This window comes from Massilia sp. LMS1-1-1.1 (assembly GCF_040815535.1).
GTDB lineage: Bacteria > Pseudomonadota > Gammaproteobacteria > Burkholderiales > Burkholderiaceae_D > Janthinobacterium > Janthinobacterium aestuarii.
Genome location: NZ_JBFPNG010000045.1, coordinates 234,886 through 259,849 on the forward strand (window position 1 = coordinate 234,886; position 24,964 = coordinate 259,849).

At 63.3% G+C, this 24,964-nt stretch carries 28 protein-coding genes; 12 read left to right on the forward strand and 16 right to left on the reverse strand.

Going from position 1 to position 24,964, the window contains the following annotated elements:
- Positions 1–333: 333 nt before the first annotated feature.
- Positions 334–1,368, forward strand: coding sequence for a MerR family transcriptional regulator (locus MRBLMS1_RS23020; protein ID WP_485882191.1), 1,035 nt, complete (start codon positions 334–336; stop codon positions 1,366–1,368).
- 67 nt (positions 1,369–1,435) lie between these two features.
- Positions 1,436–2,515 carry a hypothetical protein gene (locus MRBLMS1_RS23025; RefSeq protein ID WP_485882193.1) on the forward strand — a complete coding sequence of 360 codons (1,080 nt, stop codon included), beginning with the start codon at positions 1,436–1,438 and terminating at the stop codon, positions 2,513–2,515.
- Here MRBLMS1_RS23025 and MRBLMS1_RS23030 read toward each other — a convergent pair.
- Positions 2,490–3,710 carry a D-amino acid dehydrogenase gene (locus MRBLMS1_RS23030; RefSeq protein WP_485882195.1) on the reverse strand — a complete coding sequence of 407 codons (1,221 nt, stop codon included), beginning with the start codon at positions 3,708–3,710 and terminating at the stop codon, positions 2,490–2,492. The genes MRBLMS1_RS23025 and MRBLMS1_RS23030 overlap by 26 nt on opposite strands.
- On the reverse strand, positions 3,707–4,174 hold the full coding sequence (locus MRBLMS1_RS23035; RefSeq protein ID WP_485882197.1) for a winged helix-turn-helix transcriptional regulator: 468 nt from the start codon (positions 4,172–4,174) through the stop codon (positions 3,707–3,709). Before MRBLMS1_RS23035 ends, MRBLMS1_RS23030 begins: the two co-directional genes overlap by 4 nt.
- An 87-nt stretch (positions 4,175–4,261) precedes the next feature.
- Here MRBLMS1_RS23035 and MRBLMS1_RS23040 point away from each other — a divergent pair, with 87 nt between their 5' ends.
- Positions 4,262–5,455 (forward strand): MFS transporter, encoded by a 1,194-nt coding sequence (locus MRBLMS1_RS23040; protein WP_485882199.1) that lies wholly within the window; start codon positions 4,262–4,264, stop codon positions 5,453–5,455.
- A gap of 7 nt (positions 5,456–5,462) precedes the next feature.
- Here MRBLMS1_RS23040 and MRBLMS1_RS23045 read toward each other — a convergent pair whose 3' ends face one another.
- From MRBLMS1_RS23045 to MRBLMS1_RS23060, 4 genes are all read right to left on the reverse strand, one after another.
- Positions 5,463–6,158: a Crp/Fnr family transcriptional regulator gene (locus MRBLMS1_RS23045; protein WP_034759676.1), complete on the reverse strand. Its 696-nt coding sequence runs from the start codon at positions 6,156–6,158 to the stop codon at positions 5,463–5,465.
- A 155-nt stretch (positions 6,159–6,313) separates the two neighbouring features.
- Complete coding sequence (locus tag MRBLMS1_RS23050; RefSeq protein ID WP_034759680.1) at positions 6,314–6,961, reverse strand: response regulator; 648 nt, start codon at positions 6,959–6,961, stop codon at positions 6,314–6,316.
- A 32-nt stretch (positions 6,962–6,993) separates the two neighbouring features.
- On the reverse strand, positions 6,994–8,226 hold the full coding sequence (locus tag MRBLMS1_RS23055; RefSeq protein WP_485882202.1) for a GAF domain-containing sensor histidine kinase: 1,233 nt from the start codon (positions 8,224–8,226) through the stop codon (positions 6,994–6,996).
- 64 nt (positions 8,227–8,290) lie between these two features.
- Positions 8,291–8,872 (reverse strand): DJ-1/PfpI family protein, encoded by a 582-nt coding sequence (locus MRBLMS1_RS23060; RefSeq protein WP_128140309.1) that lies wholly within the window; start codon positions 8,870–8,872, stop codon positions 8,291–8,293.
- Positions 8,873–9,043: 171 nt separating this feature from the next.
- Here MRBLMS1_RS23060 and MRBLMS1_RS23065 point away from each other — a divergent pair, with 171 nt between their 5' ends.
- The 3 genes from MRBLMS1_RS23065 to MRBLMS1_RS23075 all read left to right on the forward strand — a co-directional run bounded on the left by MRBLMS1_RS23065 (position 9,044) and on the right by MRBLMS1_RS23075 (position 10,338).
- Positions 9,044–9,454, forward strand: a complete 411-nt coding sequence (locus MRBLMS1_RS23065) for a hypothetical protein (RefSeq protein WP_128140310.1) — start codon at positions 9,044–9,046, stop codon at positions 9,452–9,454.
- A gap of 27 nt (positions 9,455–9,481) precedes the next feature.
- Positions 9,482–9,955 (forward strand): host attachment protein, encoded by a 474-nt coding sequence (locus MRBLMS1_RS23070; protein WP_485882205.1) that lies wholly within the window; start codon positions 9,482–9,484, stop codon positions 9,953–9,955.
- A gap of 83 nt (positions 9,956–10,038) precedes the next feature.
- Entirely contained in the window at positions 10,039–10,338 is a 300-nt protein-coding gene (locus tag MRBLMS1_RS23075) for an antibiotic biosynthesis monooxygenase family protein (RefSeq protein WP_128140312.1), read from the forward strand.
- 8 nt (positions 10,339–10,346) lie between these two features.
- Here the strand turns inward: MRBLMS1_RS23075 and pncB are convergent, their stop codons facing one another.
- Both pncB and MRBLMS1_RS23085 read right to left on the reverse strand, forming a co-directional pair.
- Positions 10,347–11,537, reverse strand: a complete 1,191-nt coding sequence (gene pncB / locus MRBLMS1_RS23080; RefSeq protein ID WP_070303660.1) for a nicotinate phosphoribosyltransferase — start codon at positions 11,535–11,537, stop codon at positions 10,347–10,349.
- A gap of 79 nt (positions 11,538–11,616) precedes the next feature.
- Positions 11,617–12,480: a cysteine hydrolase family protein gene (locus MRBLMS1_RS23085; protein ID WP_485882208.1), complete on the reverse strand. Its 864-nt coding sequence runs from the start codon at positions 12,478–12,480 to the stop codon at positions 11,617–11,619.
- 135 nt (positions 12,481–12,615) lie between these two features.
- On the opposite strand from MRBLMS1_RS23085, the gene MRBLMS1_RS23090 reads away from it, so the two are divergent.
- Complete coding sequence (locus MRBLMS1_RS23090) at positions 12,616–12,792, forward strand: TIGR02450 family Trp-rich protein (RefSeq protein WP_485882210.1); 177 nt, start codon at positions 12,616–12,618, stop codon at positions 12,790–12,792.
- Here MRBLMS1_RS23090 and MRBLMS1_RS23095 read toward each other — a convergent pair.
- The 3 genes from MRBLMS1_RS23095 to MRBLMS1_RS23105 all read right to left on the reverse strand — a co-directional run bounded on the left by MRBLMS1_RS23095 (position 12,774) and on the right by MRBLMS1_RS23105 (position 14,541).
- Entirely contained in the window at positions 12,774–12,947 is a 174-nt protein-coding gene (locus tag MRBLMS1_RS23095; protein WP_223278830.1) for a hypothetical protein, read from the reverse strand. The genes MRBLMS1_RS23090 and MRBLMS1_RS23095 overlap by 19 nt on opposite strands.
- A 329-nt stretch (positions 12,948–13,276) precedes the next feature.
- Complete coding sequence (locus MRBLMS1_RS23100) at positions 13,277–13,783, reverse strand: hypothetical protein (RefSeq protein ID WP_485882212.1); 507 nt, start codon at positions 13,781–13,783, stop codon at positions 13,277–13,279.
- A gap of 152 nt (positions 13,784–13,935) precedes the next feature.
- Positions 13,936–14,541, reverse strand: a complete 606-nt coding sequence (locus MRBLMS1_RS23105) for an FMN-dependent NADH-azoreductase (protein ID WP_485882214.1) — start codon at positions 14,539–14,541, stop codon at positions 13,936–13,938.
- 134 nt (positions 14,542–14,675) lie between these two features.
- On the opposite strand from MRBLMS1_RS23105, the gene MRBLMS1_RS23110 reads away from it, so the two are divergent.
- Both MRBLMS1_RS23110 and MRBLMS1_RS23115 read left to right on the forward strand, forming a co-directional pair.
- Positions 14,676–15,593, forward strand: coding sequence for a LysR family transcriptional regulator (locus MRBLMS1_RS23110; RefSeq protein ID WP_034759729.1), 918 nt, complete (start codon positions 14,676–14,678; stop codon positions 15,591–15,593).
- A gap of 157 nt (positions 15,594–15,750) precedes the next feature.
- Positions 15,751–15,978 carry a hypothetical protein gene (locus tag MRBLMS1_RS23115; protein ID WP_034759733.1) on the forward strand — a complete coding sequence of 76 codons (228 nt, stop codon included), beginning with the start codon at positions 15,751–15,753 and terminating at the stop codon, positions 15,976–15,978.
- A 3-nt stretch (positions 15,979–15,981) separates the two neighbouring features.
- Here MRBLMS1_RS23115 and MRBLMS1_RS23120 read toward each other — a convergent pair whose 3' ends face one another.
- From MRBLMS1_RS23120 to MRBLMS1_RS23140, 5 genes are all read right to left on the reverse strand, one after another.
- Positions 15,982–16,293, reverse strand: coding sequence for a MerR family transcriptional regulator (locus MRBLMS1_RS23120; protein WP_485882217.1), 312 nt, complete (start codon positions 16,291–16,293; stop codon positions 15,982–15,984).
- Between the two features lie 3 nt (positions 16,294–16,296).
- Positions 16,297–17,217 (reverse strand): DnaJ C-terminal domain-containing protein, encoded by a 921-nt coding sequence (locus tag MRBLMS1_RS23125; RefSeq protein ID WP_319992454.1) that lies wholly within the window; start codon positions 17,215–17,217, stop codon positions 16,297–16,299.
- A gap of 96 nt (positions 17,218–17,313) precedes the next feature.
- Positions 17,314–18,000 carry a beta/gamma crystallin-related protein gene (locus MRBLMS1_RS23130; RefSeq protein ID WP_128140320.1) on the reverse strand — a complete coding sequence of 229 codons (687 nt, stop codon included), beginning with the start codon at positions 17,998–18,000 and terminating at the stop codon, positions 17,314–17,316.
- Between the two features lie 159 nt (positions 18,001–18,159).
- Positions 18,160–19,155 (reverse strand): beta/gamma crystallin-related protein, encoded by a 996-nt coding sequence (locus MRBLMS1_RS23135; protein WP_485882220.1) that lies wholly within the window; start codon positions 19,153–19,155, stop codon positions 18,160–18,162.
- 277 nt (positions 19,156–19,432) lie between these two features.
- Entirely contained in the window at positions 19,433–20,122 is a 690-nt protein-coding gene (locus MRBLMS1_RS23140) for a beta/gamma crystallin family protein (RefSeq protein WP_485882222.1), read from the reverse strand.
- Between the two features lie 189 nt (positions 20,123–20,311).
- On the opposite strand from MRBLMS1_RS23140, the gene MRBLMS1_RS23145 reads away from it, so the two are divergent.
- The 3 genes from MRBLMS1_RS23145 to MRBLMS1_RS23155 all read left to right on the forward strand — a co-directional run bounded on the left by MRBLMS1_RS23145 (position 20,312) and on the right by MRBLMS1_RS23155 (position 24,963).
- Entirely contained in the window at positions 20,312–21,706 is a 1,395-nt protein-coding gene (locus MRBLMS1_RS23145; protein WP_072454390.1) for an MATE family efflux transporter, read from the forward strand.
- Between the two features lie 18 nt (positions 21,707–21,724).
- Positions 21,725–22,564 (forward strand): PhzF family phenazine biosynthesis protein, encoded by an 840-nt coding sequence (locus MRBLMS1_RS23150; protein WP_485882225.1) that lies wholly within the window; start codon positions 21,725–21,727, stop codon positions 22,562–22,564.
- 191 nt (positions 22,565–22,755) lie between these two features.
- On the forward strand, positions 22,756–24,963 hold the full coding sequence (locus MRBLMS1_RS23155) for a S9 family peptidase (protein ID WP_485882227.1): 2,208 nt from the start codon (positions 22,756–22,758) through the stop codon (positions 24,961–24,963).
- Position 24,964: the final 1 nt, after the last annotated feature.

The following is a 24,964-nucleotide window of genomic DNA, read 5'->3' on the forward strand; positions in this document are numbered from 1 at the left end:
CGTCTCTCTCGCCGCCCGGATCTTGCCGGTGGCATATTATATTTAACGTACAAACCAACTGTGAAAAAAATCCGTCTGTGCGGATTGTCTTTCCAGCCCTGCCAATGGCGCGTCTTGCTGCGCCGCACAACGATTACTCCGTCATGCCGCCTGGCCCGAACCCGTTTGTTTTGCTGTAGCTGTCGTTCGGTTTTATAAATATACCGTACAAAAAAATGAAGGTCAACGGATTCTTTTGCGGGTTTTTTCGAGGCCTCTGCTACATTCCTGCTTGACCCTGACGTTACGTCAGGCTCCATCGTGGTGACACGCACTGAAGACAAGGAGAAGACGATGCTGTTGAAAATCGGTGAACTGGCCAGGCTCACGGGCTTGACCATCCGCACCCTGCACCACTACGACAGCATCGGCCTGCTCTCGCCTTCGGCGCGCACGCAAGCTGGCTACCGCCTGTACCAGCACGGCGACATGGACCGGCTGCACCGGATCATGGCGCTGCGCAAGTTCGGGATGTCGCTGGCCGATATCGCCAACGCCCTCGCCGGCCCGGAGCTGCCGCTCTCCTCCATCGTGGCGCGGCAAATCGCCATGCTGGAGCGCCAGATCGCACAGGCTTCCACCCTGCGTGAACGCCTGCGCACCCTGCAAACGCAACTGACGCAGGGGCAGGCGCCGGAACTGGCCGAGTGGCTCACCACTATGGAGTTGATGACCATGTACGACAAATACTTTAGTCACGAAGAACTGCAACAACTGCCGCTGCTATCCGATGCGGCCGTGGAACAGGAATGGAAAGCACTGGTAATGAGAGTGCGCGCCGTCAGGGACGCGGGCGCAGGTCCCGGCGATGCGCCAGCGCAGGCGCTGGCCACGGAATGGATGGTCAAACTGGTGCGCGACACGGGTGCCCACCCGGGCCTGTTCGCGCGCCTGAACGACATGCATGCGCAGGAGCCATCGATGCAGGCGACGACCAGCATCGACGCGGACCTGATGCAGTTCATCCTCGCCGCCTTCAATGCCTCGCGCATGGCGCTGTACCGGCCCTTCCTCGATGAGCACGAATACGCGCACCTCGTGGCCAACTACGGCAAGCGTTCGGGCGAGTGGCCGGCCCTGATCGCCGCCGTGCGCGCCGCCATCGATGCGCGCACGCCACCCACCGATCCGGCCGTGCTGCAGCTGGCGCGGCAGTGGCTGGAACTGTTCCGCTCCTACGCGGGCACAGACCCGGCCACGCAGCTGAAGTTCCGCCAGGCGCACCAGCAGGAACCGCGTCTGACGGAGGGCAGCTTCGTCGACGCAGCCATGTTGCAATACCTGGGCGCGGCGATGGCGATCGTGGCGCAGGAGCGCCCCGGCGCATAGGTTCAGGTGTGGCATCTCGTGGGCGCGGCCATGTAGAATCGGCCTTCGCCCACGAGAGGATTAACCGATGCGCCGCTTTCTGTTTGCTTGCCTGACCCTGCCCGCCCTGAATGCCGCCATGGCCGCCGAGCCGCCCGTGCAAGGGGTGTGGCAGGGCACCGTGGGCAAGGCCAATATCGTCGCCTGCTTCAACCAGCCCAGCACCACGCAAGGCGCGGACCGCAGCGGCAGCTATTACTACACGCGCTACAAGACGCCTATCATGCTGGCCAAACCGAACGGCAAGACGCTGTGGCAGGAACTCGACGCCAAAGGCAATACGACGGGCACATGGTCGCTGAACGCGCCGCAAGGCGAGAAGGTCACCGGCACCTGGGCGGATCCGAAAAGCGGCAAGACCCTGCCCCTGGCCTTGACCCTGCTGGAAGCGGCGGGCGACCGCGACCATCCGTCGTGCGCCAGCGATGCCTACAACCTGGCGCTGGAAGATTTTCCCGGCACCAAGGTAAGCAAACCCGTCACCTTCGAAGGCAAGCAATACCGCAACCTGCAAGTGGGCGACACCATCACCGTGGAACTGATGGCGCCCGGCGATGGCATCGCGAAAATCAATGCGCAGCTGCGCGGCGTACTGGCGAAGAACAAGAAGGACCTGGAAGACTTCTATGCCACGCGCCGCGAATACCTGGGCCGCAACGGTTTCACGACGGAAGACGAAGTGTATGCGGATCCCACCTACTGGTCGCCGCGCTGGGTAACGGTCAAGTTCTACCGCTGGGCGGCCGGCTATGGCGCCAGCGGCATCTCCATCAAGTTCCGCACCTGGGACGTGAAAACGGGCCAGGAAACGGACGTGTGGAACTGGTTTGGCGCCAGCGCCAGCGATGGCGACGACAAGGCCGAATTGCCGGACCGCCTGCGCCAGGCCCTGTTCAAGGACGTGAAGATCGATGCCGAATGCAAGGGCACGGATTACGACGGCCGCGGCCGCTTCCACCTGTCATTGAAACCGGAAGGCGTATCGTTCTGGCAAGACCCGAACGGCAGCGGCTGCGAAAACGACTTTTTACTGCCATACAACAAGGTCGGCCCTTTCCTCACCGTCAAAGGGCGCGCCGCGCTCAGCGATTTGCTGCCGAAGAACTAGCCACCAGCACTTCCGCCACCATCTCCGCCGTGGCCGCCGCCAGGGTCCAGCCCAGGTGGCCGTGGCCCGTGTTGTAGTACACGCCCGGAGCCTTGCCCGGCCCCACTTTTGGCAGCATGTCGGGCAGCATGGGACGCAAGCCGGCCCAGGGCACGACCTTGCGCGTATTCACGCCAGGAAAGCACTCTTCGACCCATTGCAGCAGCGGGCGGATGCGGTCGGCGCGGATGTCGTGGTTGACGCCATTGAATTCCGCCGTGCCCGCCACCCTGAGCCGGTCTTCACCTAGGCGGCTGCTGACCAGCTTGGTCGCGTCGTCGAGCAGGCTGACCTTCGGCGCCGCCGTGCGGCTGGCGGCGTCATCCAATTGCACGGTGATCGAATAGCCTTTCACTGGATATACGTTCACATGGTCACCCAGGCTGGCCGCCATGGCACGGCTGGCCGTGCCCGCGCAAATGACGACGGCATCGAACAGGCTGCTGTCTTCGCTCATGGCGACGCGCACCTTGCCGTGCTCGCGCGCCAGCGCCGTGACTTCCGCACCATAACGGCAGGCCACGCCCAGGCGCACGCAGGCATCGGCCAGGCCGCTGGTGAATTTGTGGATGTCGCCCGTGGAATCGCTGTCCGTGTAGTAGCCGCCGTAGAAGTCGCCCTGCAAAGCCGGTTCGATGGCGCACATTTCCTGCGGCGTGACGGCGCGCCGCTGCAAGCCGCCCTGTGCCAGCAGGCGCGAGACGCCGGCCGCCCGCTCGAAACCGGCCTTGTCACGGTAGACGTGCAGGATGCCGGCGCGGCGGTGATCGAAGTCGATGTTTTCTGCTTGCGCCCACGCAAACAGATGTTCGCGCGCGGCGATCGCCATGCGGGCCGTGGCGATGGTGTTGCGCTCGTAGGCCGGCATGGCAGCGAGAAACTCCGCAAACCAGCTCAGCTTGTGCCAGCTGGGCCAGGGATGGAGCAGCAAGGGCGCATCGCGCCGCGCCATCCATTTCAGGGCATTCAGTATCGTTGCCTTGTGGTTCCACACTTCCGCATGCGAGGCCGATAATTGCCCGCCGTTCGCATACGAGGTTTCCATGGCCGCATAGCGGTGGCGTTCGATCAGGGTCACGTGCACGCCCCGCTTGGCCAGCGCATACGCCGTCGTCACGCCCGTGATGCCTGCGCCCAGCACGACCACGCGCTTCATGCCTCAGATTCCATTTTCTGCTCCACCTTGTGCACGACCGTGTCGCCCGCCTGCAACACGCGGCCGTCCGGCGCCAGCACGTCCATTCTGCGCACGGGCGCGTGCGTATCACGTTGCAGCAAGGTCGAATGCGCCTCGCCCGCTTCAAACAATTGCGCCTCGCTCCACTGGCGCAAACCGACGACGACGGGAAACAGCGCCAGCCCCTTTTGCGTCAGCACGTATTCCTGGTAGGCCGTGCCGTCCGAGGCGGGCGCAACCGTAAAGATGCCCTCTTCCACCAAGGTGTGCAGGCGGTCGGCCAGGATGTTCTTCGCCACGCCCAGGCTTTTCTGGAACTCGCCAAAGCGGCGCATGCCGTCGAAAGCGTCGCGCACGATCAGGAGCGACCAGCGCTCGCCGATCACGTCGAGCGCACGCGCCACGGGACAGGGGTCGGTTTTCAGGCTCTTGCGCTTGGCCACGGGCATTCTCCAGGATTGAGTGGTTGCATTTTAAAACTTCTCGGCGTAGACTCCAACTGGTTTTAATTTGAAACCATCTACAAGACCATGCGCGATACGAACTCCCCCATCACGACAACACTTCCTCCCACCCTCGTCTGGCTGTTTGCCACGGCGGCCGGCCTCAGCGTGGCCAATGTGTATTACGCCCAACCTTTACTCGCTACCTTGGCGCACGAGTTCGGCATGACGGAAGCGGCCAGCGGCATGGTCATCACGGCCACGCAGATCGGCTGCGCGCTGGCCCTGCTGCTGCTCGTGCCCCTGGGTGACATGCTGAACCGGCGCCGGCTGACCCTGTTCCAGCTGGGCATGCTGGCCATCACCCTGGTGGCGCTGGGCTGCGCCCGGTCCACGGCAGCCTTGCTGGGCGGCATGCTGATGGTCGGCTTGCTGGGCACGGCCATGACGCAGGGTTTGATCGCCTACGCGGCCAGCGCGGCGGCCAGCCATGAACGGGGGAGAGTCGTCGGCATGGCGCAGGGCGGCGTGGTGATCGGCTTGCTGCTGGCGCGCACCCTGTCCGGCGTGGTGGCCGATGTGGCGGACTGGCGCGCCGTGTATTTTGTTTCGGCTGCCATCGCTTGCGCCCTGTTGCTGCTGCTGTGGCGCATGCTGCCGCCGGCCAAGTCGCAAGGCCAGAAGCTCGCGTATGGCGCCCTGCTCGCCTCGATGCTGGACATGCTGCTGCACAACAAGGTGTTGCGCGTACGGGGCATGCTGGCCCTGCTGATGTTTGCCGTCTTCAATATTTTCTGGAGCGCCCTGGTGCTGCCCCTGACGGCGCAAGGCTATAGCCATGCGGCCATCGGCGCGTTTGGCCTCGTTGGCGTGATCGGTGCGCTGGGCGCGGCGCGCGCGGGCGCCATGGCGGACAAGGGCCGCGCGCAGTGGACGACGGGCGCGGCCCTGCTGCTGTTGCTGGCCGCGTGGCTGCCGCTGGGCTTTGCGGGCGCTGCCCTGTGGCCCTTGATCGTCGGCATCATCGCGCTGGACCTGGCGGGCCAGGCCATCCACGTGACGAACCAGAGCCTGATTTTCAAGCAGGACAGCGACGCGCACAGCCGCCTGGTGGCGTGCTACATGCTGTTTTATGCGGTGGGAAGCGGACTCGGTGCGATAGCCGCCACCAGCGTGTATGCGCTGGCGGGCTGGCATGGGGTATGCGCGCTGGGCGCGGCGGTCAGCTTGCTCGCCCTGCTGTTCTGGCGGCTGACCTTGCCTGCTGAAAAAACTGAGTGATCAACGCTTAATTCAGCATGGCCGTGGCGGAACCATGGCGATAGGTTTTCAAGGCATCGGGCTGGATCTGGATCAGCGAACCGCTGACTTTAATCAGGTGCAAGTCCGTCAGCTGGTGCAGCACGCGCGACAGGGTGGCGGGCGCCAGGTTCAGGAACGATGCCAATAAACTTTTCTTCAGGTCCAGCTTGACTTCGTTCGAACGCTGCTGGTCCGAGGCCTGCAGCAAATACTCGACCACGCGCTGGGTGGCGTTCTGCACGGAGCAGCGCTCCACGTTGCGGATGAAACCCATCAGGTGGTGCGACAGGCTGTTCATCATCTGGCGTGCGATGCGGGGCGACTGGTCCAGCAGGCGCAGCAGCGCGTGTGGCGGGATGCGCAGCAGCAGGCAGTGCTCGAGCGCTTCGGCGCAGAACGGATATGGTTCATCGAGGAAAATCATGGCTTCGCCGAAGCTCTGGCCTGGACGGATCAGTTCCAGTACCTTGTCGGTACCTTCCATGGAAAACACGCTCAGCTTGACGAGGCCGAAGACCACCACGTAGGCGCCTTCCGCCACTTCGCCCTTGCGGAACAGCACTTTGCCTTTTTCTACTTCGACACGCACGACATCCTGGCGCAATTGCTCTAATTGCGAAGGGGAAATATGGCGGAACAGAGCCTGGCTCGACAGCAAGCCATCGACGTTGACCTTATGCATGACACTCTCTTATTAGATTAGCGAATGACTAAGAGTGTAATGCGCAGGCACGGTCAAGGCCATACGTCAAAGGAACTAGGGTTGTCTAGGCCGGAACGCCATGCAGATCAAACAATCGCGGATTCCTTGCCCACTATTTGCGCTTTGTTTGATCTCTATTTGCTTAACTCACGTTCGACGGCGTAGACGGCGATCTGCACGCGGCTGCTGAGCTTAAGCTTTTTGAGGATGTTTTGCACGTGGATTTTCACCGTGCTTTCGGCCACGTCGAGCTGGCGCGCGATTTCCTTGTTGCTCAGTCCTTGCGCCAGGCAGGCCATGGCTTCGCGTTCGCGCGGCGTCAGTTTGTCATAGTCTTCCTGGGGCGCGTTTTGCCCCGCGCGGAACTGCGATACGAGCTTGGCCGTCATGGCGTCGGCGATCACGGATTCGCCGGCGGCGGCGCGGCAAATGGCCTGGCCCAGCTGTTCGGCTTCGATATTTTTCAGCAAGTAGCCGCGTGCGCCCGCGCGCAGGGCCGCACCGAGGTCGGCTGCGTTTTCCGACACGGTCAGCATCAGCACCACCATCTGCGGCAGGTCCTGCAAGATCAGCTGCAGCGCCTCGACGCCAGTCACGCCGGGCATGTTCAAGTCCATCAGCACCACGTCGGGCTGCAGTTCGGCCGCCAGGCGCACGCCGTCCAGCCCGTTCGATGCCTCGCCCACCACCTGGAATTGAGGATTGCGCTGCAGCAGCAGCTTGACGCCGCTGCGCAGCAAGGTGTGGTCGTCGACCAGCAGGATTTTGATTGGTGCGTTCACGTGTTTGTTGCCTGATAAAGATGATTCATTTGTTACGCGGCCTGGCGCCGGGCTGCCGGCAAGGCCAGCGAGATCGTCGTGCCGCCGCCGGGCGTGCTGTCGATGGCAAATTGCGCACCGAGCCGCTCGGCTCTTTCCTGCATGATACGCAAGCCGATCTGCAATTCCGTTTTCTTGTCGCGCAGGTTGGCGGCGAAGCCTTCGCCATCGTCGCGCACCTGCAGCGCAAAATCGCGCCCGTTGTCCACGCGCAGCGCCACGTTGCTCGCTTGCGCGTGCTTGCGGATATTCGACAGCGCTTCCTGCACGATGAACAGGATCTGCAACTGCTGCTCGGGCGCCAGCGGCGCGCCGTTGCCGCTCATTTCCAGCGTGCCGATCACGCCCGTCTGCAGCTCGAACTTGGCCAGCACTTCCGACAGCTTGCTTTCCAGGTCGCTGCCATGCCAGCGCGTGCGGAAATTGACGAGCAATTCGCGCACGTCCTGGTAGCTTTGCTCGACGCCCATGCGCATCAGCGGCAACACTTCGGCCGCTTCGTCGAGCTGGCCGCGGCGCACGGAGTCGTCGAGCATCTGCACTTGCAGGCTGATGAAGTTCAGGCTTTGCGCGATGCTGTCATGCAAGCCTTCGGCCAGCAGACTGCGTTCGCGCGCGACGGCAAATTCCTTTTCGCGCGCGATCAGGCGCTGGTTTTCAATGGCGATGCCCAGGCTCTGGCCCAGGGTTTCCAGCCAGCCCTGCTGCTGCGCCTGCACGGCTTGCGGGCGCGCAAAGTGCAGCGAAAAACTGCCGACCACCTGCTCGCGCGCAAGGATGGGGAAGACGGCGATGGCAATGAAACCTTCGTCCTGGCAACGGTAACGCTGCAAGGCTTCGACCTGGCGGAAATCGCGGATCTGGATCACGCCCTGCGCCACGGCCGCGCCGCACAGGCAATCGTTGTTGCGGATGCAGTGTTCCTCTTCCACCATGGCCTCGGAAATGCCCTCGTGCACGATGATGTGCACGGTGTCCTGCTGCGGATCGAGGATGCGCACGGTGCCGCCCTCGGCCTGCGCGAACTCCATCACGTGGCGCAGGAAGCCACGGCACAGCGCATCGATGGCGTGCTGTCCCGCCAGCAAGGTGGAAATCTCGTGCAGGGTGGCCAGCTGGCGTTCCTGCGCGGCGCTCAGGCCCGATGCGGCTTGCGCCAGGCGGCGCTGGCGCCAGCGCGACGCTGGAAGTTGTTTGCGGGAAGGTTGACTGCGCGGCGCATGCATGACGAACTCGAATCTGAAAAGTGGGGCGCCCGGCAAGCGCTGCGGCCTGCCGGGCTGGTGAAGGTTACAAATGAATCTCGGTACCGAGCAGCTTGACGAACTGCGCCAGCCAGGCCGGATGCGCGGGCCAGGCGGGCGCCGTGACGAACTGGCCATCCGTGACGGCGTCCGTGACGGCGATATCGGCATACGTGCCGCCCGCCAGTTTCACTTCCGGTGCGCAGGCGGGATAGGCGGAAATACGCTTGCCACGGATGACGTCGGCAGCAGCCAGCAATTGCGCACCGTGACAGACGGCCGCGACAGGCTTGCCCGCCTCGGCGAAATGGCGCACGGCGGCGATGACTTTCTCGTTCAGGCGCAGGTATTCCGGCGCACGGCCGCCGGCGATCATCACGGCATCATAATCGGCCGGGTTGATCTCGTCGAAGCTGGCGTTCAGGGTGAACAGATGGCCCGGCTTTTCCGTGTAGGTCTGGTCGCCCTCGAAATCGTGGATGGCCGTCTTGATCGTCTCGCCGCTTTTCTTGCCGGGACAGACGGCATGCACGGTATGACCGAGCATCAGCAGGGCCTGGAACGGCACCATCGTTTCATAATCTTCTGCAAAATCGCCGGTCAAAAACAGAATTTTTTTCGCTGCCATTTGGTTCTCCTATGAAAGATTGATCCCGCAAGACGTATCTTAGCGCGACTTGGCAGCCATACTGGATATTTATCAAACTTTTGCGCCTTGATCGAGGATTTTACAGGCTGAGGCGGAATTATTTGCAGCCTTGCCGGTCAAATCAAGCACACCTCGTTGAAAGGCAGGGCCATGGACAGCAGCACACTGATACGTATCTTCGACCATTTAGCCGATGCCGAGCGCGCCCGCAACCGGCTGCTGGCCGAAGGTTTCCCTTCTCACGCCGTGCAGCTGGACGCGGGCGACGACGAGGCTGGCCCCGTGCAGGGCAATTTCACGGTCGGCAATTGCGACACCCTCACCAGCCGGCTGGAACGGGCGATCAATGCCCTGTTCGGCGGCGACAACCATATGTACCGGCGCAACTACGGCAAGACGGCGTTCCGCGGCATGGTCCGCCTGGTGGTGGCCACGCGCCACGCCGAGGAACAGCAGCGCGCGCACGCCATCGTGCAAGCGTGTGGCGGCAGCGATATCGAACAGCGCACGGCCCGCTGCGACCAGGACAGGCACGACGCGATGGCGGCCCTGTCGCGCTAGCCGGCGCGCACAGCAAGGAGAACAAGCATGGACGTCACATGGGTGGTAGTGGCCGACAGCAGCCGGGCCCGGCTGTTTGCGCTGGGACAGCAAAACCAGCTGGGCGAGCTGCAAGATTTTGTCAATCCGGCGGGCCGTGAAAACGAGAACGCCTTGAACAGCGATGCCAGCGGACGCTTCGGCAGCGGCATGCGCGCGGGGACGCAGGCGGGCACGCAGGCGCACACGACCGAGCCGCAGGTGACGCCGGTCGAGCATGCGAACGCACAGTTTGCACGGCATATCGCGCAAGTGCTGCAACAGGGCTTGCAGCAACAGCGCTACAACAAGCTGTGCCTGGTAGCCGCGCCCAAGTTCCTGGGGCAGTTGCGTCTAAGCCTCGATACCCAGGTGGAAAAACGGCTCAGCCATGCCCTGGCCAGGGATGTCGCCAGCATGAACGTGCCCCAGCTGGAAGCCTATTTGCAGCAAGCGCTGGACAGGGACGGCGGCGAGAGCTGAACGGCAGCGGCCCCATCGCCATCCGCAAGCGGGCACAATCTGTGGCAAGATCTGCGTTCTTTCTTTCAAAACCGGAACTTGTCATGATTTTTGAAATTGCCCATATCCAGATCAAATCCGCCACGCACGCTGCCTTCGAAGCGGCTGTGACGAAAGCCGTCCCCTTGTTCCAGCGCGCACGCGGCTGCGAGTCGATGCGCCTGGAGCGCTCGATCGAAAACGGCGATGCCTACCGCCTGGTCGTGGGCTGGACAACCCTGGAAGACCATACCGTACATTTCCGCGGCAGCGACGACTTCCAGGCATGGCGCGGCCTGGTCGGTGAATTTTTCGCCGCACCGCCACAGGTCGAGCACATGGATACAGTGGTGACGGGGTTCTAGACAGGCACCTACACTGCGGGGTGGTGGAACACCTGTCGCAGGTAGGCGAGGAAGGTCTCATCCTTGCACAGGGTCTTGCCCGGCGAATCGGACAGTTTCGCCACGGACTGGCCATTGCAGCGCACCAGTTTCATGACGATGTTGAGCGGCGTCAAGCCGACATCGTTGGTGAGATTGGTGCCGATGCCAAAGCCCGTCATGATGCGGTCGGCGAAATGCTGGTACAGGGCAAACGCCTTGTCCAGGTCCAGGCCGTCGGAAAACACGAGGCGCTTGGTATTGGCGTCGATGCGCAGGGCCGCGTAGTGGGCCAGCGCCTTCTCTCCCCACTCGACAGGATCGCCCGAATCGTGGCGCAAGCCGTCGAACAGCTTGGCGAAATACAGGTCAAAGTCGGCCAAAAACGCATCCATGCCCACCACGTCGGTCAGGGCGATGCCCAGGTCGCCCCGGTATTCCTGCACCCAGTCCTCGAGCGCCGCCTTTTGAAAGTCGCGCAGGCGCACGCCGAACGACTGGAACGATTGCATGTATTCATGCGCCATGGTGCCGATCGGCACGATGCCGAGCTTTTTCGCCAGGTACACATTCGACGTGCCCTTGAAATACTCGGGCACTTCGCGTGCCAGGCGCTGCACCACCTCGTCGTGCCAGGCGCCGGAAAAACGCCGGCGCACGCCGAAGTCGGAAAATTCAAATGGATGCTTGCGCCGCGGCAGCTTGCCGAATTCCTTGACGGCTTCCACTTTCAAGCCCAGGCGGTGGCGCCCTTCGCGCATGGCCGCATCGAGATCGAAGCGGCGGAAATACAGTTCGTTGATGATGTACAGCACGAAAATCTCGAAGCCCATCACATGCACCTGCGGCCCGGCCGCGTGCACGAGCAAGGTGTCGCCGTCCGTGCTCACGTCGATGAACTTGCGCTGGAAGCGGAACACCGTCAGAAAGTCGACGAAGTCGCTCTTCATGAAGCGCAAAGTGCGCAGATAGGCCAGCTCGTCGTCGGCAAACGACATCGAGCACAGGTGGTCGAGCTGTTCTTCCAGCTCGCCCTTCAGTTCGGCCAGGGGAAAGGCGGTGGCGTTGCGGCAGACAAATTCGTATTCGGTATGGGTATTCGGATGACCGTGCAGCAAGGCTTGCCACATTGTAAATTTATACAGATCGGTTTCCAGCAAACTGCGCACTATCGGGGTCATGTGTGTTTTCTCCAACTTCCTGAAGCCAGAATAGTACGCCACCGCAAGCATTTCAGCAGGGTTCGCTTGCAGGACAGCCTCAATCGCCTGCGTTGGCCAACAACTCGGGCAAGACGTCGGCGGATGTCGCCAGCCGCGCGCCGCGCTCGTGCATGGCTGCAAGGAAGTCGCGCTGCTGCGCTTCAAAGCCCGTGACGGGACTCATGCAGTCCGTCAGCAAGACGAGGCGCGACAGGGCCTGCTTGCCCTGCTGCCCTTCCAGGTAATCGGCGATGTGCTCGGTGCTGGCTTTCACGCAGTGGCTGCCCGCTTCGCCGGTGACATAAATCTGCTGTGCCGGCAGCAAGGTGGCGAGAAAGGCCAGGTTGAGCTGGGTGGCCGCATCCTGTGCGTCGGGCACTTCCGCCATGACGGCCGAGTAATGCTCGGTCCACGGATTCGAACCCTTGCTCAGCTTGGCAACCACTTGCAGGTGATCCACTTCCCACGCGTTGTAGGCGGCGCGCACGGCCGCGTGGATATTCTGGCCCCAGCTGCCGATCTCGCAGTGCACGGGCCACACCATCAATTGATAGCGCCCCGCCTTCTGCAAGGCATTAAGGTAAGCCAGCGCGCGCGGCAAGGCATCGCTGGCGGCAGGCAGGAACAAGCGGTCGCGCACTTGCTGGGCCGTGATCTGCGTGAACGGCGGCACGGCGCCGCCATCACCCGTGCGCCAGAAGGCGGGGTGGGCAATGTCGTAGCGGTGGTGGGCGTCGAGCGTCACGCTGATTTGCGTCAAGCCATTGCCCCCTTCACGGATCAGCTGCGCCACGCGCAGCATGTCGGCGTGGGCGCCCGGCACGGCCAGGGCCGGTGCGGTGCCGGCAGGCAGCCATTCGGCGGGCAGGTCGCAAAAATCGTTTTGCGGGTCGATGACGAGCAGGTGCAGCTGGCGTTTCATGGCGATCCTCGTGCGTGGCGGGAACTTGCATGATAATGGCAACATCGCCATCACGCCAATCCCGGGCCCGTCATGCACCTTCCACATCGCAATAACTTGCGTCCAAACAAATTACTCAACAGCAAATGGACAGCGGTGACACCCATCAACAAGGAAAAACATTTTCTCGTCATCAAGGTATGCGCCGCAGCCACGCAGGATGAACCCGTCACGCACGTGGAACTGGAAGCCGTGCATTCCGGCAGAGTGCAGATCCTGCCCTGGCGCGCGCTGCAGGATGCGGCGCAGTGGCATCAAGGATGGAAAACATAACGGCGCTGGCGCCGCTCGACCAGCTTCAATGCCACCTCGGCCGCCTCGCTGACGGCTTCGGCTTCCGTCGAAAACGGATGGTCGGCCAGCACGCGGTGCTTTTTGACGATATTGTTCCTGTGCATGGGATTGTTCGAGGGGGTGTACAGGGACACATAGGCGCCCCACAGTTTGCAACCGCGTAAGGGTTCCGCCGTGTAATTTATTTCATACGTATCAACGTACTTTATCGGCACGATGTTTGCTCCAAAAATGACATCCCCGGGTAGCCTGTCTCAACGGCCCTACCCGGCGTAGGGTTGGAATACATGCAATCGCGCTTGCTCAGGATACTGACTCACTTATCTGCTTTTTATTACGCGGCACAGGGAAAAACTTGGAAGCCTGCCTCACTTGAGGCATGGCGGCACGCCCACTGAAAGTATAGACGATGCGAAAAAATTATGAGAAGGCAACTCTGTACGGAACGCCGCAGGCGCCTGCCCTATTTCGCCGCCTCGGCTGCGGCATGCATGGACCAGACGACGCTGAGGATTTTCCATTGACCATCGCGCTTGACCATCTGCCACGCTTCGACGCCATAGTTGGACAGTTTGTCGCCGACGAGGAATTCATAGTCGAAGTTGACCCACGCGACATGGCGGTCCTGGGTGATCTTGACGTTGTAGAATTTTTCTTCCGTGCGCAGGGGTTCGCGCTTGATGTAGTTGGCGAAGCCGACGTAGCCGGCCGCCGCGACGCCGTCGAAGTGGACGTCCGTCGTGTCGCGCATTTTCTGGATGAAAGCGTCATCGGCCGGCGAGGCGAACAGGATGTTCGTGTGCAGCATCAGCGACGACAGCAGCTTGACATCCTTGGCGATCAGCGCCGCCTGGAAGTCGGCGACAACTTTTTCAATGGCGCGGATATCTTCGGGCGTGGAAGCATGGCGGCCCACGTGGGGTGGCGCAACGGGTGCCGTCTGCGCCAGCGCAATGCCAGCTGAAAACAAGGAACATCCGAACAATACTGCGCTTGCCAACTTGTGCATGAGGGACTTTCATGGCGAACGGCTCGCCGGCCTGGCACGGGGCGTGCCGCCGGCAAGCTTATGTCAACCATAACAGATTGGCAATCCCTCTTTGGAACTAGATGGCGGCAAACTCAGGCAGCCAGGGCTTCGATCGACGCGCGGCCCTTGGCGATCGCGCTGGTGACGGCATCCTCGCCCATGGCCACGCCTTCGGCTTGCACGAATTCGATGTCCGTGATGCCGATGAAGCCCAGCGCCGTGCGCAGATAGGTGCTCAGGTAGTCATACGCGGCGCCCGGGCCTTCGCTGTAGACGCCGCCGCTGGCCGTGAAAATATAGGCTTTCTTGCCCGTAGCCAGGCCAACTGGTCCATTGGCCGTGTACTGGAAGGTGCGGCCCGCGCGCGCCACGTGGTCGATCCACGCCTTCAGGGTCGAGGGCACGGAAAAGTTGTACATGGGCGCGGCCAGCACCAGCACGTCGGCGGCCAGCAATTCATCGACCAGGGTATCGGACAATTGCACGGCCGCTGCCGCCTGCGCGCTGCGCTGCTCGGCTGGCGTGAAGAACGCGCCCATGACTTCTTCCGTCAGGTGCGGCACCGGTTGCACGGCCAGGTCGCGCACGACGATGGTGTCGCCTTGCGCGGCCAGTTTGGCGACGAATTCGCCCGACAATTGACGCGACAGGGAACCGCTGTTGCGCACGCTGCTATTGATGTGTAGTACGTTTGCCATGATGCACTCCTTCAAGAACGATAGATGGGGGTGCGGCGTTTGCTGCACTTGCACACATCATAATTCGGGTCTACTATCGATGAAACCATGTAAATATAAATGGTTAGCATCGAATTTTTAGATATGGAGTTATCATGAGAGAACCGGGCCAGCCATCGCTCGACCAGTTGCGCGTCTTCGTCGCCGTCATCGACGCGGGCGGCTTCGCCCATGCGGCGCGCCAGCTGCACCGCACGCAATCGGTGATCAGCTACACCATCGCCAACCTGGAAGAACAGCTGAACGTGGTGCTGCTCGACCGCGGCAAACGCAAGCCCACGCTGACGGACGCGGGCAAGGCACTGCTGGCCGATGCGCGCGCCGTGGCGCTGAAGGTCGACGGCATGCGCGCGCGGGCCAAGGCGCTGGCCGGCGGGCTCGAGGCGGAAGTGTCGGTGGTGGTCGACGTGATGTTTCCCACCTGCGTGCTGGTGCGCGTGCTCGAGGCGTTCCAGGCGCAGTTCCCCACCGTCGCCCTGCGCCTGCGCATCGAAGCGATGGGCGCCGTGGCGCAACTGGTGATGGATGGCAGCTGCCACATCGGCCTCGGTGGCTGGATGACGGCCACGGCCAGCGTCTTCGAGCGTATGGCCGTCGGCCATGTGCGCCTGATTCCCGTGGCCGCGCCCAGCCACGCGCTGGCGCAGCTGGCCGGGCCGATTGCCTCGAGCGTGGCGCGCGAACACGTGCAGCTGGTGCTCAGCGACCGCAGCGTGCTGACGGAGGGCCAGGATTTCGGCGTACTGGGATTGCGCAACTGGCGCCTGGGCGACCTCGGTTCCAAGCACGCGCTGCTGCGCGCGGGCCTGGGCTGGGGCAATATGCCCGAAGCGATGGTGCGCGAGGACCTGGCCGAAGGCCGTTTGGTGCACCTGCCGCTGGCCGTCGACAATGGCGAGAATTACCCGATTTACTTGATCCAGCGCGCCGACACGCCGCCGGGGCAGGCGGGCAAGTGGCTGACGGAGCGGTTTGCGGAGCAGTTGCCGTTGCTGCCAGAGGCAGGGTTCTAGTTAAGTGAGAGTGAAGGTATGATAGTGACCCGCAGCGGAAGTCTGGGGGCAGACCCTCAACACCGCTAACGCAAGGCTCAGTGCCAACGTTTCCGGGGGTCTGACCCCGGCCGTTAACGGGGTCACCCGGAGTCAACTTTCAATCACAAGGATTCACATGGCCGGCATCGACGACTTCGTCAACAAACAAAAACCTGGCGCGCGTTTCGTCATCACGGCGCAGATGCTGCGCATGACGCCGCAGCAGTTCGATTCGCTGGCTCAGGAGTGGATGGAAGACGGCGGTCCCGGCTTCGACGTGGCCGGCATACCGCACCGCGTCGTCGTCGACGGGCAGTTTTATATCGGCAGGATCACCGTGCAGCGGCACGGCGATCCTGCCTGAGGACTACTCGACGCCCAGCACGCGCAGGCGCCGGCGCAGGCGCGCCACTTCTTCCGACAGGTCGACCACCAGCGCGGCCAGTTCGGCGTTCGCGTCGAACACGGATTCGATTTCATGCAGGCGGCGCGCACGCACCAGGTCCAGACTCGTGAAGCGCCAGGCCGTCAGCTGGCCCGCCGGCGGACCGTCCTGCAGCAGCACACCCGTCCGCACGTGCTGCACCACCCAGTCCGGCTCCACGGCGCAGGCGCGCGCCAGTTCTTCCAGGCTCAGGGCACGGTCTTCCAGCAATTCGCCAATTACCTTGTTTGTCATGATTTAGCCTCCCAGCTTCTGGCGTGGATTGAAAGCCATCTCGCGCGCCATGGTTGCATACAGTTCGCGCGCCTTGTCGTCATTCGCCGGCGGCAGCACCACTTCCAGCAGCAGATACAGATCGCCCGGCTGGGCGGCGGGAATGCCGCGCCCCTTCAGGCGCAGCTTGCGTCCCGTCTGCGAATTGGGCGGCACGGTGACGGTCACCGTGCCCGATGGCGTAGGCACGTCGATGTCGCCGCCCAGCGCCGCTTCCCATGGCGTGACAGGCACCGTTTCGAAGACGTCGCGTCCCTCCACCTTGTAGCGCGCATCGGGCCGGAAGCGGATTTCCAGGTATAAATCGCCGGCGGGCGCGCCGCCGCTGCCGGGATTGCCCTGCCCCTTCATGCGCAGCTGCTGGCCTTCCGTGACACCTTTCGGTATCGTCACTTCCAGGGTGCGCTCGCGCGTCACCACGTGGCCTTGCGCATCCGCTTCGGGCACGCGCATGACAATGTGGCGCTTGGCGCCCTGGTAGCTGTCCTGCAGGTCGATGGTGATGGCGGCGTGGCTGTCCTCGCCCTGCATCTGGAAGGTGCTGTTGGCGCGGCGCCGGCCGCCCACGTGGGCGAACAGGTCGGCAAAAAAATCGCTGTCGTCGGCGCCCGACGATTCGTAGCCGGCACCCCAGTCCGGCGGCGGCCGGAATGGCTGGCCTTGTGCGCCCGGGTTGCGGCCCAGTTCATCGTAGGCCGCGCGCTTTTCCGCGTCGCCCAGCACGCCGTAGGCCTCGTTCAGGGCCTTGGTGCGCTTGTCGGCGTCCGGCTCCTTGCTCACGTCGGGATGGTATTTGCGCACGAGCTTGCGGTACGCTTTCTTGATATCGGCCTCGGACGCCGTCTTATCGACGCCAAGTTCCTTGTAGTAGTCCTTGTATTCCACCGTGCCTGCTCCCCATGGTTGAAGTGCCTATGGGAAGAGTACACGAATTGGTCAAAGGACAGCGTGCGCACAATACAGCGCCGCCCGGCGGCGGGATCAGCGCACGCGGCGCACCGAAGAAATGCGGCGGTCGAGGCCACCGTGCAGGCGGCCGTAGCTGCCAGGTCCCATCACCACGCAGCGGCCGCGGAAGTTGGCGTCGACGCAGAATTCCCAGCGGCCGTAATTGACGACGACCGATTCGGCGCGGTCATTGAAACCATAGCGGCTCAAGTCGTGCACTTCGCGGTCCAGGCGCACGGGCCGGCCGCGCATGCCGGCATCGGGGAACAGCAACACGGCGCCATTCGCGTCGGGACGGTGGCCGCCGCCGTGGCCGTGACCGGGATAACCGGGATAGGGGCGATCCGGCTCGGGACGCGGCGGGCGTGGCGGATACGGTCGGTGATCGCCGCCGCCATGACCCGGGCGGCCCACTTCGCGCACGGAGGAAACGGCGTCGTTCATGCCCGGCATGCTGCCGTAGCGGCCAGGTCCGAAAGTACGGCAGTTGCCACGGTAATTGGCGTCCTTGCACACTTCCCACGTGCCCGAGCGCACGATGATGCTCGAGGTCTTGTCGTTAAAGCCCATGCGCGACAGGTCGCCCGTGTCGTAACGCAGGGTCACGGGGCGGCCACGGAAACCGGCGTCCTCGAACAAGGTGATTTCGCCTGCGGATGCGGCAAGGGGGGCGAGCAAGGTGGCGGCGCACAACAGCGCGGGCCGGAAAGATAAAACCATGACAACTCCAATACTGATGACATTTTCGCCAGTGTAGACCAGGCGGCAGGCGGCGAGTGTAACAAAGGGCAAGCAAATGTCAGCGCACGGCAGCGAATGTAAAAACCGCCTGGCGGGATCAACCCGGCAGGCGGCCTGTCTGCTTGGTGGCAGAAAAAATCAGCGTACGCGGCGCAGCGAGGAAATCTGGTTTTCCATGGCGTTCAGGCGGCCGTATTCGCCCGGCCCGATCACTTCGCAGCGGCCATGGAAGTTCGAATCGCTGCACACTTCCCACTGGCCCTCGTTGACGACGATGGACGAGGCGCGGTCGTTGAAATTGTAGCGCACCAGGTCTTCCGCATTGCGGTCCAGCGCCAGCGGTTCGCCGCGCATGCCCGCTTCGGGGAACAGCAGCACGGCGCCGCGCTGCGGGTACTGCGGCTGCTGGTATTGCGGATATTGCGGCTGATCGTACTGCGGCCGCTGGTACTGGTTATCGTACTGCTGCTGGCGGCGCGCTTCGCGCTCGTCGACCATGCGCGCCGACGAGACGCGCCCATCGAGGCCGCGTCCCAGGTCGTCGTGGCGGCCAGGGCCGAAGATGCGGCATACGCCGTTGTAGTTCGAATCGCTGCACAGCTGCCAGTAGCCGTTATAGATGACGATGCTGCTGGTGCGGTCATTGAAACCGATATTGACGAAGTCGTCCGTGTCGCGGTTCAGTCGCGCCGAGCCGCCATTCTGGCCTGCGCCAGAATACACTTCCAGGGTGCCGCCACGGCCATAGCCGCCGCCATGGCCACGGTCGGGATCGCGTCCGGGACGTCCCGGATTGTAGCCATCGCCGCGCCCCGACTCGCGCACCGAACTGATGGCGTCGTTCATGCCCGGCATCGAGCGGTATTCGCCCGGCCCCAGGGTGCGGCAATTGCCGCGAAAACCGGCATCCGTACACACATCCCAGGTACCCGAGCGCACCAGGATGCTCGACACCTTGTCGTTGAAGCCCATGCGCGACAGATCGTCCGTCGTCTCGCGCAGGTTCACTGCGCGGCCACGCAGATCAACGTCTTCGAACAAGGTGATATCGCCCGCATGGGCGGCCGCATGGGCCCCCAGCGAAAGCAGCAAGGTGGCCGCGCATGCCAGCGTGTGTTTGAAAGGGCCCGTCATGATTAACTCCATTCTTCATTCTTTGGTGATGATTTGCCTGGCCAAAACGCCAGGATGCCATTGTAACAAGTGCCAGCCGGAGCGGAAGGTCGGCGACGCTTTCCAAGGCCGGTCAAGGCAAAGGCAAGTGATCGACATGACAACTGATGTCAGTGTAGCCATCCGTAGAAAAAACGGTGTAACAAAGTATGGAAAAAGCACAAGAAATTGTTACCAAAAGCAATAGCCGGCCCTGCGCGAACCGGTTATTGCAATTTGAGGTACTAGCTGACCCGCATCAGCGCACTTCGCGCACCGACGAGATACGGTTGCTCATGCGCTCCAGGCTCGCGTACTCGCCCGGTTCCAAGGTGCGGCAGCGGCCACGGAAGCCCACGTCCTCGCACACTTCCCAATAGCCGGAGCGCACGCGCACGCTTTGCACCGTGTCGTTGAAGTCGCGCTCGCGCAAGTCGGCTGAAGCGTTGCGCACGCTCAAGCTGCGGCCAGCGAAATCGTCGCGCGTGTAAAAGGTCAGTTCGCCGCCCAGCGAGCGCCCTGGCAAATGGCCGTGCTCCCGGTCGCGTTCCCAGCGGCCGTCCCGGTCTCGCCCACGGTCACGGTCACGGTCACGGTCACGGTCACGATCGCGGCCCGGATGCCCATCCCAGCCACCGCGCACTTCGCGCAGCGACGTGATTTTGTTGGCGCGGTCATCGAGCGACGGATACTCGCCCGCCTCGAGCAGGAAGCAATCGCCGCGGAAATCGGCTTCCTCGCACGCTTCCCAGCGGCCCGAGCGCACGCGGATACTTTGCGTCGTGTCGTTGAAACGGACGTCTTCCAGGTCGGCGACGGCATCGCGCACGGTCTGCGAGCGGCCGTGATAATCGTCGCGCGAATACAGGGTCAGTTCGCCGGCGCCGGCCAGTTCGGCCGTCATGGCGGCGCCCAGCAACAGGGCGCAGTTCAAGGCTTTCTTCAACATGGTCTTACTCCATAGTCAGGGTACTGAGGTTGACTATTTGGTCATTTTGCCAAATAGAGCGCGCAGTCTATCCGCGACTGGCCCACTTAGCTGTAACAAATGATTACCGTGCCCGAGCGCCCGGGGCGCCACGGCGGACAAGCACGGCGAATGCCGGTAGAATCTTGTGTTTAGTCAAGCTTTCCACCCATGCCACACACTACCTCGTTCACCCTGCCCGCCATCCGCACTGAAGTCTCGTCGCTGTGGAAGCTGGCCTGGCCCATCCTGATCGGCCAGCTGGCCACCGTCGGCATGGGCGCGGCGGACGTGGCGATGACGGGCCACACGAACCCCGAGGAACTGGCGGCCGTGTCGCTGGGCGCGGCCATCTGGTCCATCGTGCTCGTCACCGTGAGCGGCATCATGATGGCGATCAATACCCTGGTGGCGCATGAAATCGGCGCCGCGCGCCATGACCGGGTGCCGCACATCGTGCGCCAGTCGCTGTGGAAGGCGCTGCTCGTGGGACTGGTCGCCTGCCTGCTGACGAACATGGCAGCGCTCGTGTTCGACCATCTGATGCTGGAACCGGCCGTCGCAGCCAAGGCCAAGCTGTTCGTGCACATCATCAGCTGCGCGCTGCCGCCGTTCGCCGCTTACCGCGCGCTGTACGGCTACAGCACCAGCATCAACCAGACCAAGCCCGTGATGGTGATCGCGCTGGCCGCGCTGGCGCTGAACATTTTCGTCAACTACCTGCTGATCTACGGCCACTGGGGCATGCCGAAACTGGGCGGCGTGGGCTGCGCCGTGGCCACCACCTGCTGCGTGTGGATGATGCTGCTGGCCATGCTGGCCTGGATCAGGATCGCGCCCGCCTACCGCGCCACGTATCCATTCACGCACTGGGAATGGCCCGAGCTGTCGTCCATCGGCCCCATGCTGCGCCTGGGCCTGCCCATCGGCGTCACCTACTTTGCCGAAGTGAGCGCCTTTGGCGTCATCAGCCTGCTGGTGGCGCGCTTCGGCGTGATCCAGGTGTCGGCGCACCAGATTGCCCTGAATTTCTCGTCCGTCGTCTTCATGGTGCCGCTCACGTTCGGCATCGCGCTGGTCACGCGCGTGGGCCATGCCGTTGGCGAAGCCAATTTGCGCAAGGCCCGCTTCATTTCGTGGGTGGGCGTGGCCATGTCGCTGACGGCGGCCATTGTCTCGGCCGCCGTCATCACCATCTTCCGCCACCAGATCGCGCAAGCCTACACGTCGGACCCGCAGGTGCAGGCGCTGTGCGCGCAGCTGCTGCTGTTTGCCGCCCTGTTCCAGCTGTCCGACGCGACGCAGGTGGCCACGTCCTGCGCCATCCGCGGATACAAGGTGACGCGCCAGCCGATGCTGATCCAGCTGCTGGCCTTCTGGGGCTTCTCGCTGCCGATCGGCTATGTGCTGGGCCTCGCGCCGCAAGGCTTCATCTGGTCGCCGGCCGAGCCGATGGCCGCCGCCGGTTTCTGGATCGGCCTCGTCACGGGCTTGACGGTGGCCGCCGTGCTGCTGACCTGGTATCTGAACCGGCTGTCGCTGCAGCGCCTGCGCGCAGCGCCCTAAACTTTCAAGGAATCCGCCATGCCCCAGCCGCGCTCCTTCAAGCAGGTCGATGTCTTCAGCAAGGTGCCGTTCATGGGCAATCCGCTGGCCGTCGTGCTCGACGCCGATGGCCTCGATACCGCGCAGATGCAGGCGATTGCGCGCTGGACGGGCCTGTCGGAAACCACCTTCGTGCTGGCGCCGTGCGACCCGGCAGCCGACTACCGCGTGCGGATTTTTTCGCCCGAGATGGAATTCCCGTTCGCCGGACACCCGACCCTGGGCACGGCGCACGCCCTGCTCGACTCCGGCATGCAGCCGAAAGACGCGCGCATCGTGCAGGAATGCGGCGTGGGCCTGGTGCACATTGAACGGCAGGCGGGCGGCGTGCTGGCGTTCCAGGCGCCGCCGTGCACCACGCGCGCGCTCGACCCGGCGCTGCTGCCGCTGCTGCAAACCGCGCTGGCCGGCGCGCCAGCCGCTGCCGGCACCGTCGTCGGCATGGGCATCCGCTGGCTGTGCGTGCCGCTGGCAAGCGCCGCCGCCTGCCTGGCCGTGCGCGCCGATATCGCATCGCTGACGGCCTTGCTGGCCGCCTCCGGGGCCGATGGCCTGGCGCTGTATGGCCCGCACGCTGCGGGCGGGCCAGCCGATTACGAAGTGCGCGCGCTGCTCAGCGAACATGGCGCGCTGGTGGAAGACCCCGTCACGGGCAGCGCCAACGCCTGCATCGCGCACCTACTGGCAGGCGGCGACTACACTGTCCGCCAGGGCACCTGCCTGCAGCGCGACGGCCGCGTGTCCGTCAGCTTCCGCGATGGCCACACCTGGATAGGCGGCGCCTGCCTGACCATCGTCGCGGGGTCGATATTGGCCTGAACCGCGTAAAGCGCCATGGAATGGGTGGCGCTTGGATATTTTTCACGAAGGAAATACGGCCAGCACGTCCATATTCCGTGTCCAGCGCTATCGCATAAAGAAGCACGCTCTGGTATCGTCTTACGCTTAGGCAACGCTCAAGTTCGCCTATGCATGCAGTGCCCTTCATCCTTCCAACTACCGAGACATCCATGCGTTTTATTCTTTGTTTTCTGGCCGCGATGGCCAGCGTTCCCGCATCGGCTGAAAAGCTGACCCTGGAACGCATCCACGCCGATCCGGCGCTGGCCGGCCCCGGCGTGCGCAACCTGAAGGTCTCGCCCGATGGCGAGCGAGTCACGTTCCTGCGCGGCCGCGCCGACAACCAGTTCCAGCTCGACCTGTGGGAATTCAAGCTGAAGGACAAGAGCACGCACCGCCTCGTCGACTCGAAGGCGCTGGTGCCGAATGAAACGATTTCGCCCGAAGAGCAGGCGCGCCGCGAACGCGAGCGCACGGCCAGCCTGAACGGCATTCTCAGCTACAGCTGGTCGCCCGATGGCAAGCAGCTGCTGGTGCCGCTGGCCGGCAATCTGTACCTGGTCGATGCGGCCCATCCGGACAAGGCGCGCCTGGTCGCCAAGGGCAATGTGCTCGATCCGAAAATCTCGCCGAAAGGCCGCTACGTCTCGTTCGTGCGCGACCAGAACATCTATGTGATCGACCTGAAGTCGGGCCAGGAACGCCAGCTGACCACCGATGGCAAGGGCACGATACGCAACGGCGAAGCCGAATTCGTGGCGCAGGAAGAAATGGGCCAGCGCACCGGCTACTACTGGGCGCCCGACGATTCCGCCATCGCCTACAAACGCTACGACGAAGCGCCGGTGCCCGTCGTGCGCCGCTTTGAAATCTTCGCCGACCGCACGGACGTCGTCGAGCAGCGCTACCCTGCCGCCGGTGACCCGAACGTGCTGGTGCAGCTGCTGATCGTCTCGCCGGAAACGGGCGCGCAGCGCCAGGTGGAGCTGGGTACGAACCCGGACATCTACCTGGTGCGCGCCGACTGGAGCGCGGACAGCAAGTCGCTCGTGTACCAGCGCCAGTCACGCGACCAGAAGACCCTCGACCTGGTCGCCGTCGATGCAAGCACGCTGGCACAGCGCACCCTGCTGACGGAAACGTCAAAGACCTGGGTCAGCATCCATGACGACCTGCGCTTCCTTTCGAACGGCACCTTCCTGTGGTCGTCCGAGCGCACGGGCCGCAATCACCTGTATTTGTACGACATGAGCGGCAAGCTGCTGCACCCGGTCACATCCGGCGCATGGGGCATCGACAGCGTGCTGGCCGTGAACCAGAAAACCGGTAAAGTATTCGTCGCGTCGAACCGCGACGCCGTGATCGACAAGCAGACCTACGCGCTGGCGCTCGACGGCAGTACGGCCGACAAGCCGCAGCGCGTGACGAAAGCCGATGGCTGGCACGACACGACGTTCTCGCGCAATGGCGAAGTCTTCGTCGACACGTATTCGGACCCGGCCACGCCGCCGCAAGTGAGCATCCGCCGCCCGGACGGCGCCATGGTGGGCTGGCTGGAAGAAAACGCGCTGAACGCGAGCCACCCGTACGCCAAATACAAGGCGGACCACCTGCCGACGGAGTACGGCACCCTGAAGGCCAACGATGGCCAGACGCTGTACTATTCGATCGTCAAGCCGTCGAACTTCGACGCAAGCAAACGCTATCCCGTCTACCTGTCGACGTATGGCGGCCCGCACTCGCAGCACGTGGCTCGCCGCTGGGGCAACAACTTCGACCAGTACATGGCGCAGCAAGGCTTTGTCGTCTTCCGCCTCGATAACCGCGGTTCGTCGCGCCGCGAGCGCGCGTTCACGGACGCCATCTATCACAACCTGGGCGCGGCCGAAGTGGCCGACCAACTGGTGGGCATCGACTGGCTGGGCAAGCAAAGCTTCGTCGATGCCAAACGCATCGGCGTGTTCGGCTGGAGCTACGGCGGCTTCATGACCCTGCGCTTGCTGTCGGCAGCGTCCGACAAGATCGCCATGGGCGTCTCGGTGGCACCCGTGACCGACTGGTCGCTGTACGACACCCACTACACGGAACAATTCCTCGGCATGCCGAAGGAAAACGTCGACGGCTACAAGGCCAGCACCGTGTTCGCCCACCTCGACGGCCTGAAGTCGCCGCTGCTGCTGGTGCACGGCATGGCCGACGACAACGTCTTGTTCAGCAACAGCACGCGCCTGATCGACGCGCTCGTGAACCGCGGCGTGCAGTTCGACCTGATGACGTACCCGGGCGCCAAGCACGGCATCTCGTCGCGCGCGGGCCAGCGCCACGTGTACAAGAAAATCGAGATGTTCTTCAAGCAGAACCTGGGCGTAGCGAAGTAAA

Excerpts from the sequence above, each read along its gene's own strand:
- MRBLMS1_RS23020 (WP_485882191.1), top strand. The coding sequence starts at position 334 with ATGCTGTTGAAAATCGGTGAACTGGCCAGGCTCACGGGCTTGACCATC.
- MRBLMS1_RS23025 (WP_485882193.1), top strand. The coding sequence starts at position 1,436 with ATGCGCCGCTTTCTGTTTGCTTGCCTGACCCTGCCCGCCCTGAATGCC.
- MRBLMS1_RS23030 (WP_485882195.1), bottom strand. The coding sequence starts at position 3,710 with ATGAAGCGCGTGGTCGTGCTGGGCGCAGGCATCACGGGCGTGACGACG.
- MRBLMS1_RS23040 (WP_485882199.1), top strand. The coding sequence starts at position 4,262 with ATGCGCGATACGAACTCCCCCATCACGACAACACTTCCTCCCACCCTC.
- MRBLMS1_RS23045 (WP_034759676.1), bottom strand. The coding sequence starts at position 6,158 with ATGCATAAGGTCAACGTCGATGGCTTGCTGTCGAGCCAGGCTCTGTTC.
- MRBLMS1_RS23055 (WP_485882202.1), bottom strand. The coding sequence starts at position 8,226 with ATGCATGCGCCGCGCAGTCAACCTTCCCGCAAACAACTTCCAGCGTCG.
- MRBLMS1_RS23060 (WP_128140309.1), bottom strand. The coding sequence starts at position 8,872 with ATGGCAGCGAAAAAAATTCTGTTTTTGACCGGCGATTTTGCAGAAGAT.
- MRBLMS1_RS23065 (WP_128140310.1), top strand. The coding sequence starts at position 9,044 with ATGGACAGCAGCACACTGATACGTATCTTCGACCATTTAGCCGATGCC.
- MRBLMS1_RS23070 (WP_485882205.1), top strand. The coding sequence starts at position 9,482 with ATGGACGTCACATGGGTGGTAGTGGCCGACAGCAGCCGGGCCCGGCTG.
- MRBLMS1_RS23075 (WP_128140312.1), top strand. The coding sequence starts at position 10,039 with ATGATTTTTGAAATTGCCCATATCCAGATCAAATCCGCCACGCACGCT.
- pncB (WP_070303660.1), bottom strand. The coding sequence starts at position 11,537 with ATGACCCCGATAGTGCGCAGTTTGCTGGAAACCGATCTGTATAAATTT.
- MRBLMS1_RS23085 (WP_485882208.1), bottom strand. The coding sequence starts at position 12,480 with ATGAAACGCCAGCTGCACCTGCTCGTCATCGACCCGCAAAACGATTTT.
- MRBLMS1_RS23105 (WP_485882214.1), bottom strand. The coding sequence starts at position 14,541 with ATGGCAAACGTACTACACATCAATAGCAGCGTGCGCAACAGCGGTTCC.
- MRBLMS1_RS23110 (WP_034759729.1), top strand. The coding sequence starts at position 14,676 with ATGAGAGAACCGGGCCAGCCATCGCTCGACCAGTTGCGCGTCTTCGTC.
- MRBLMS1_RS23115 (WP_034759733.1), top strand. The coding sequence starts at position 15,751 with ATGGCCGGCATCGACGACTTCGTCAACAAACAAAAACCTGGCGCGCGT.
- MRBLMS1_RS23120 (WP_485882217.1), bottom strand. The coding sequence starts at position 16,293 with ATGACAAACAAGGTAATTGGCGAATTGCTGGAAGACCGTGCCCTGAGC.
- MRBLMS1_RS23130 (WP_128140320.1), bottom strand. The coding sequence starts at position 18,000 with ATGGTTTTATCTTTCCGGCCCGCGCTGTTGTGCGCCGCCACCTTGCTC.
- MRBLMS1_RS23135 (WP_485882220.1), bottom strand. The coding sequence starts at position 19,155 with ATGACGGGCCCTTTCAAACACACGCTGGCATGCGCGGCCACCTTGCTG.
- MRBLMS1_RS23140 (WP_485882222.1), bottom strand. The coding sequence starts at position 20,122 with ATGTTGAAGAAAGCCTTGAACTGCGCCCTGTTGCTGGGCGCCGCCATG.
- MRBLMS1_RS23145 (WP_072454390.1), top strand. The coding sequence starts at position 20,312 with ATGCCACACACTACCTCGTTCACCCTGCCCGCCATCCGCACTGAAGTC.
- MRBLMS1_RS23150 (WP_485882225.1), top strand. The coding sequence starts at position 21,725 with ATGCCCCAGCCGCGCTCCTTCAAGCAGGTCGATGTCTTCAGCAAGGTG.
- MRBLMS1_RS23155 (WP_485882227.1), top strand. The coding sequence starts at position 22,756 with ATGCGTTTTATTCTTTGTTTTCTGGCCGCGATGGCCAGCGTTCCCGCA.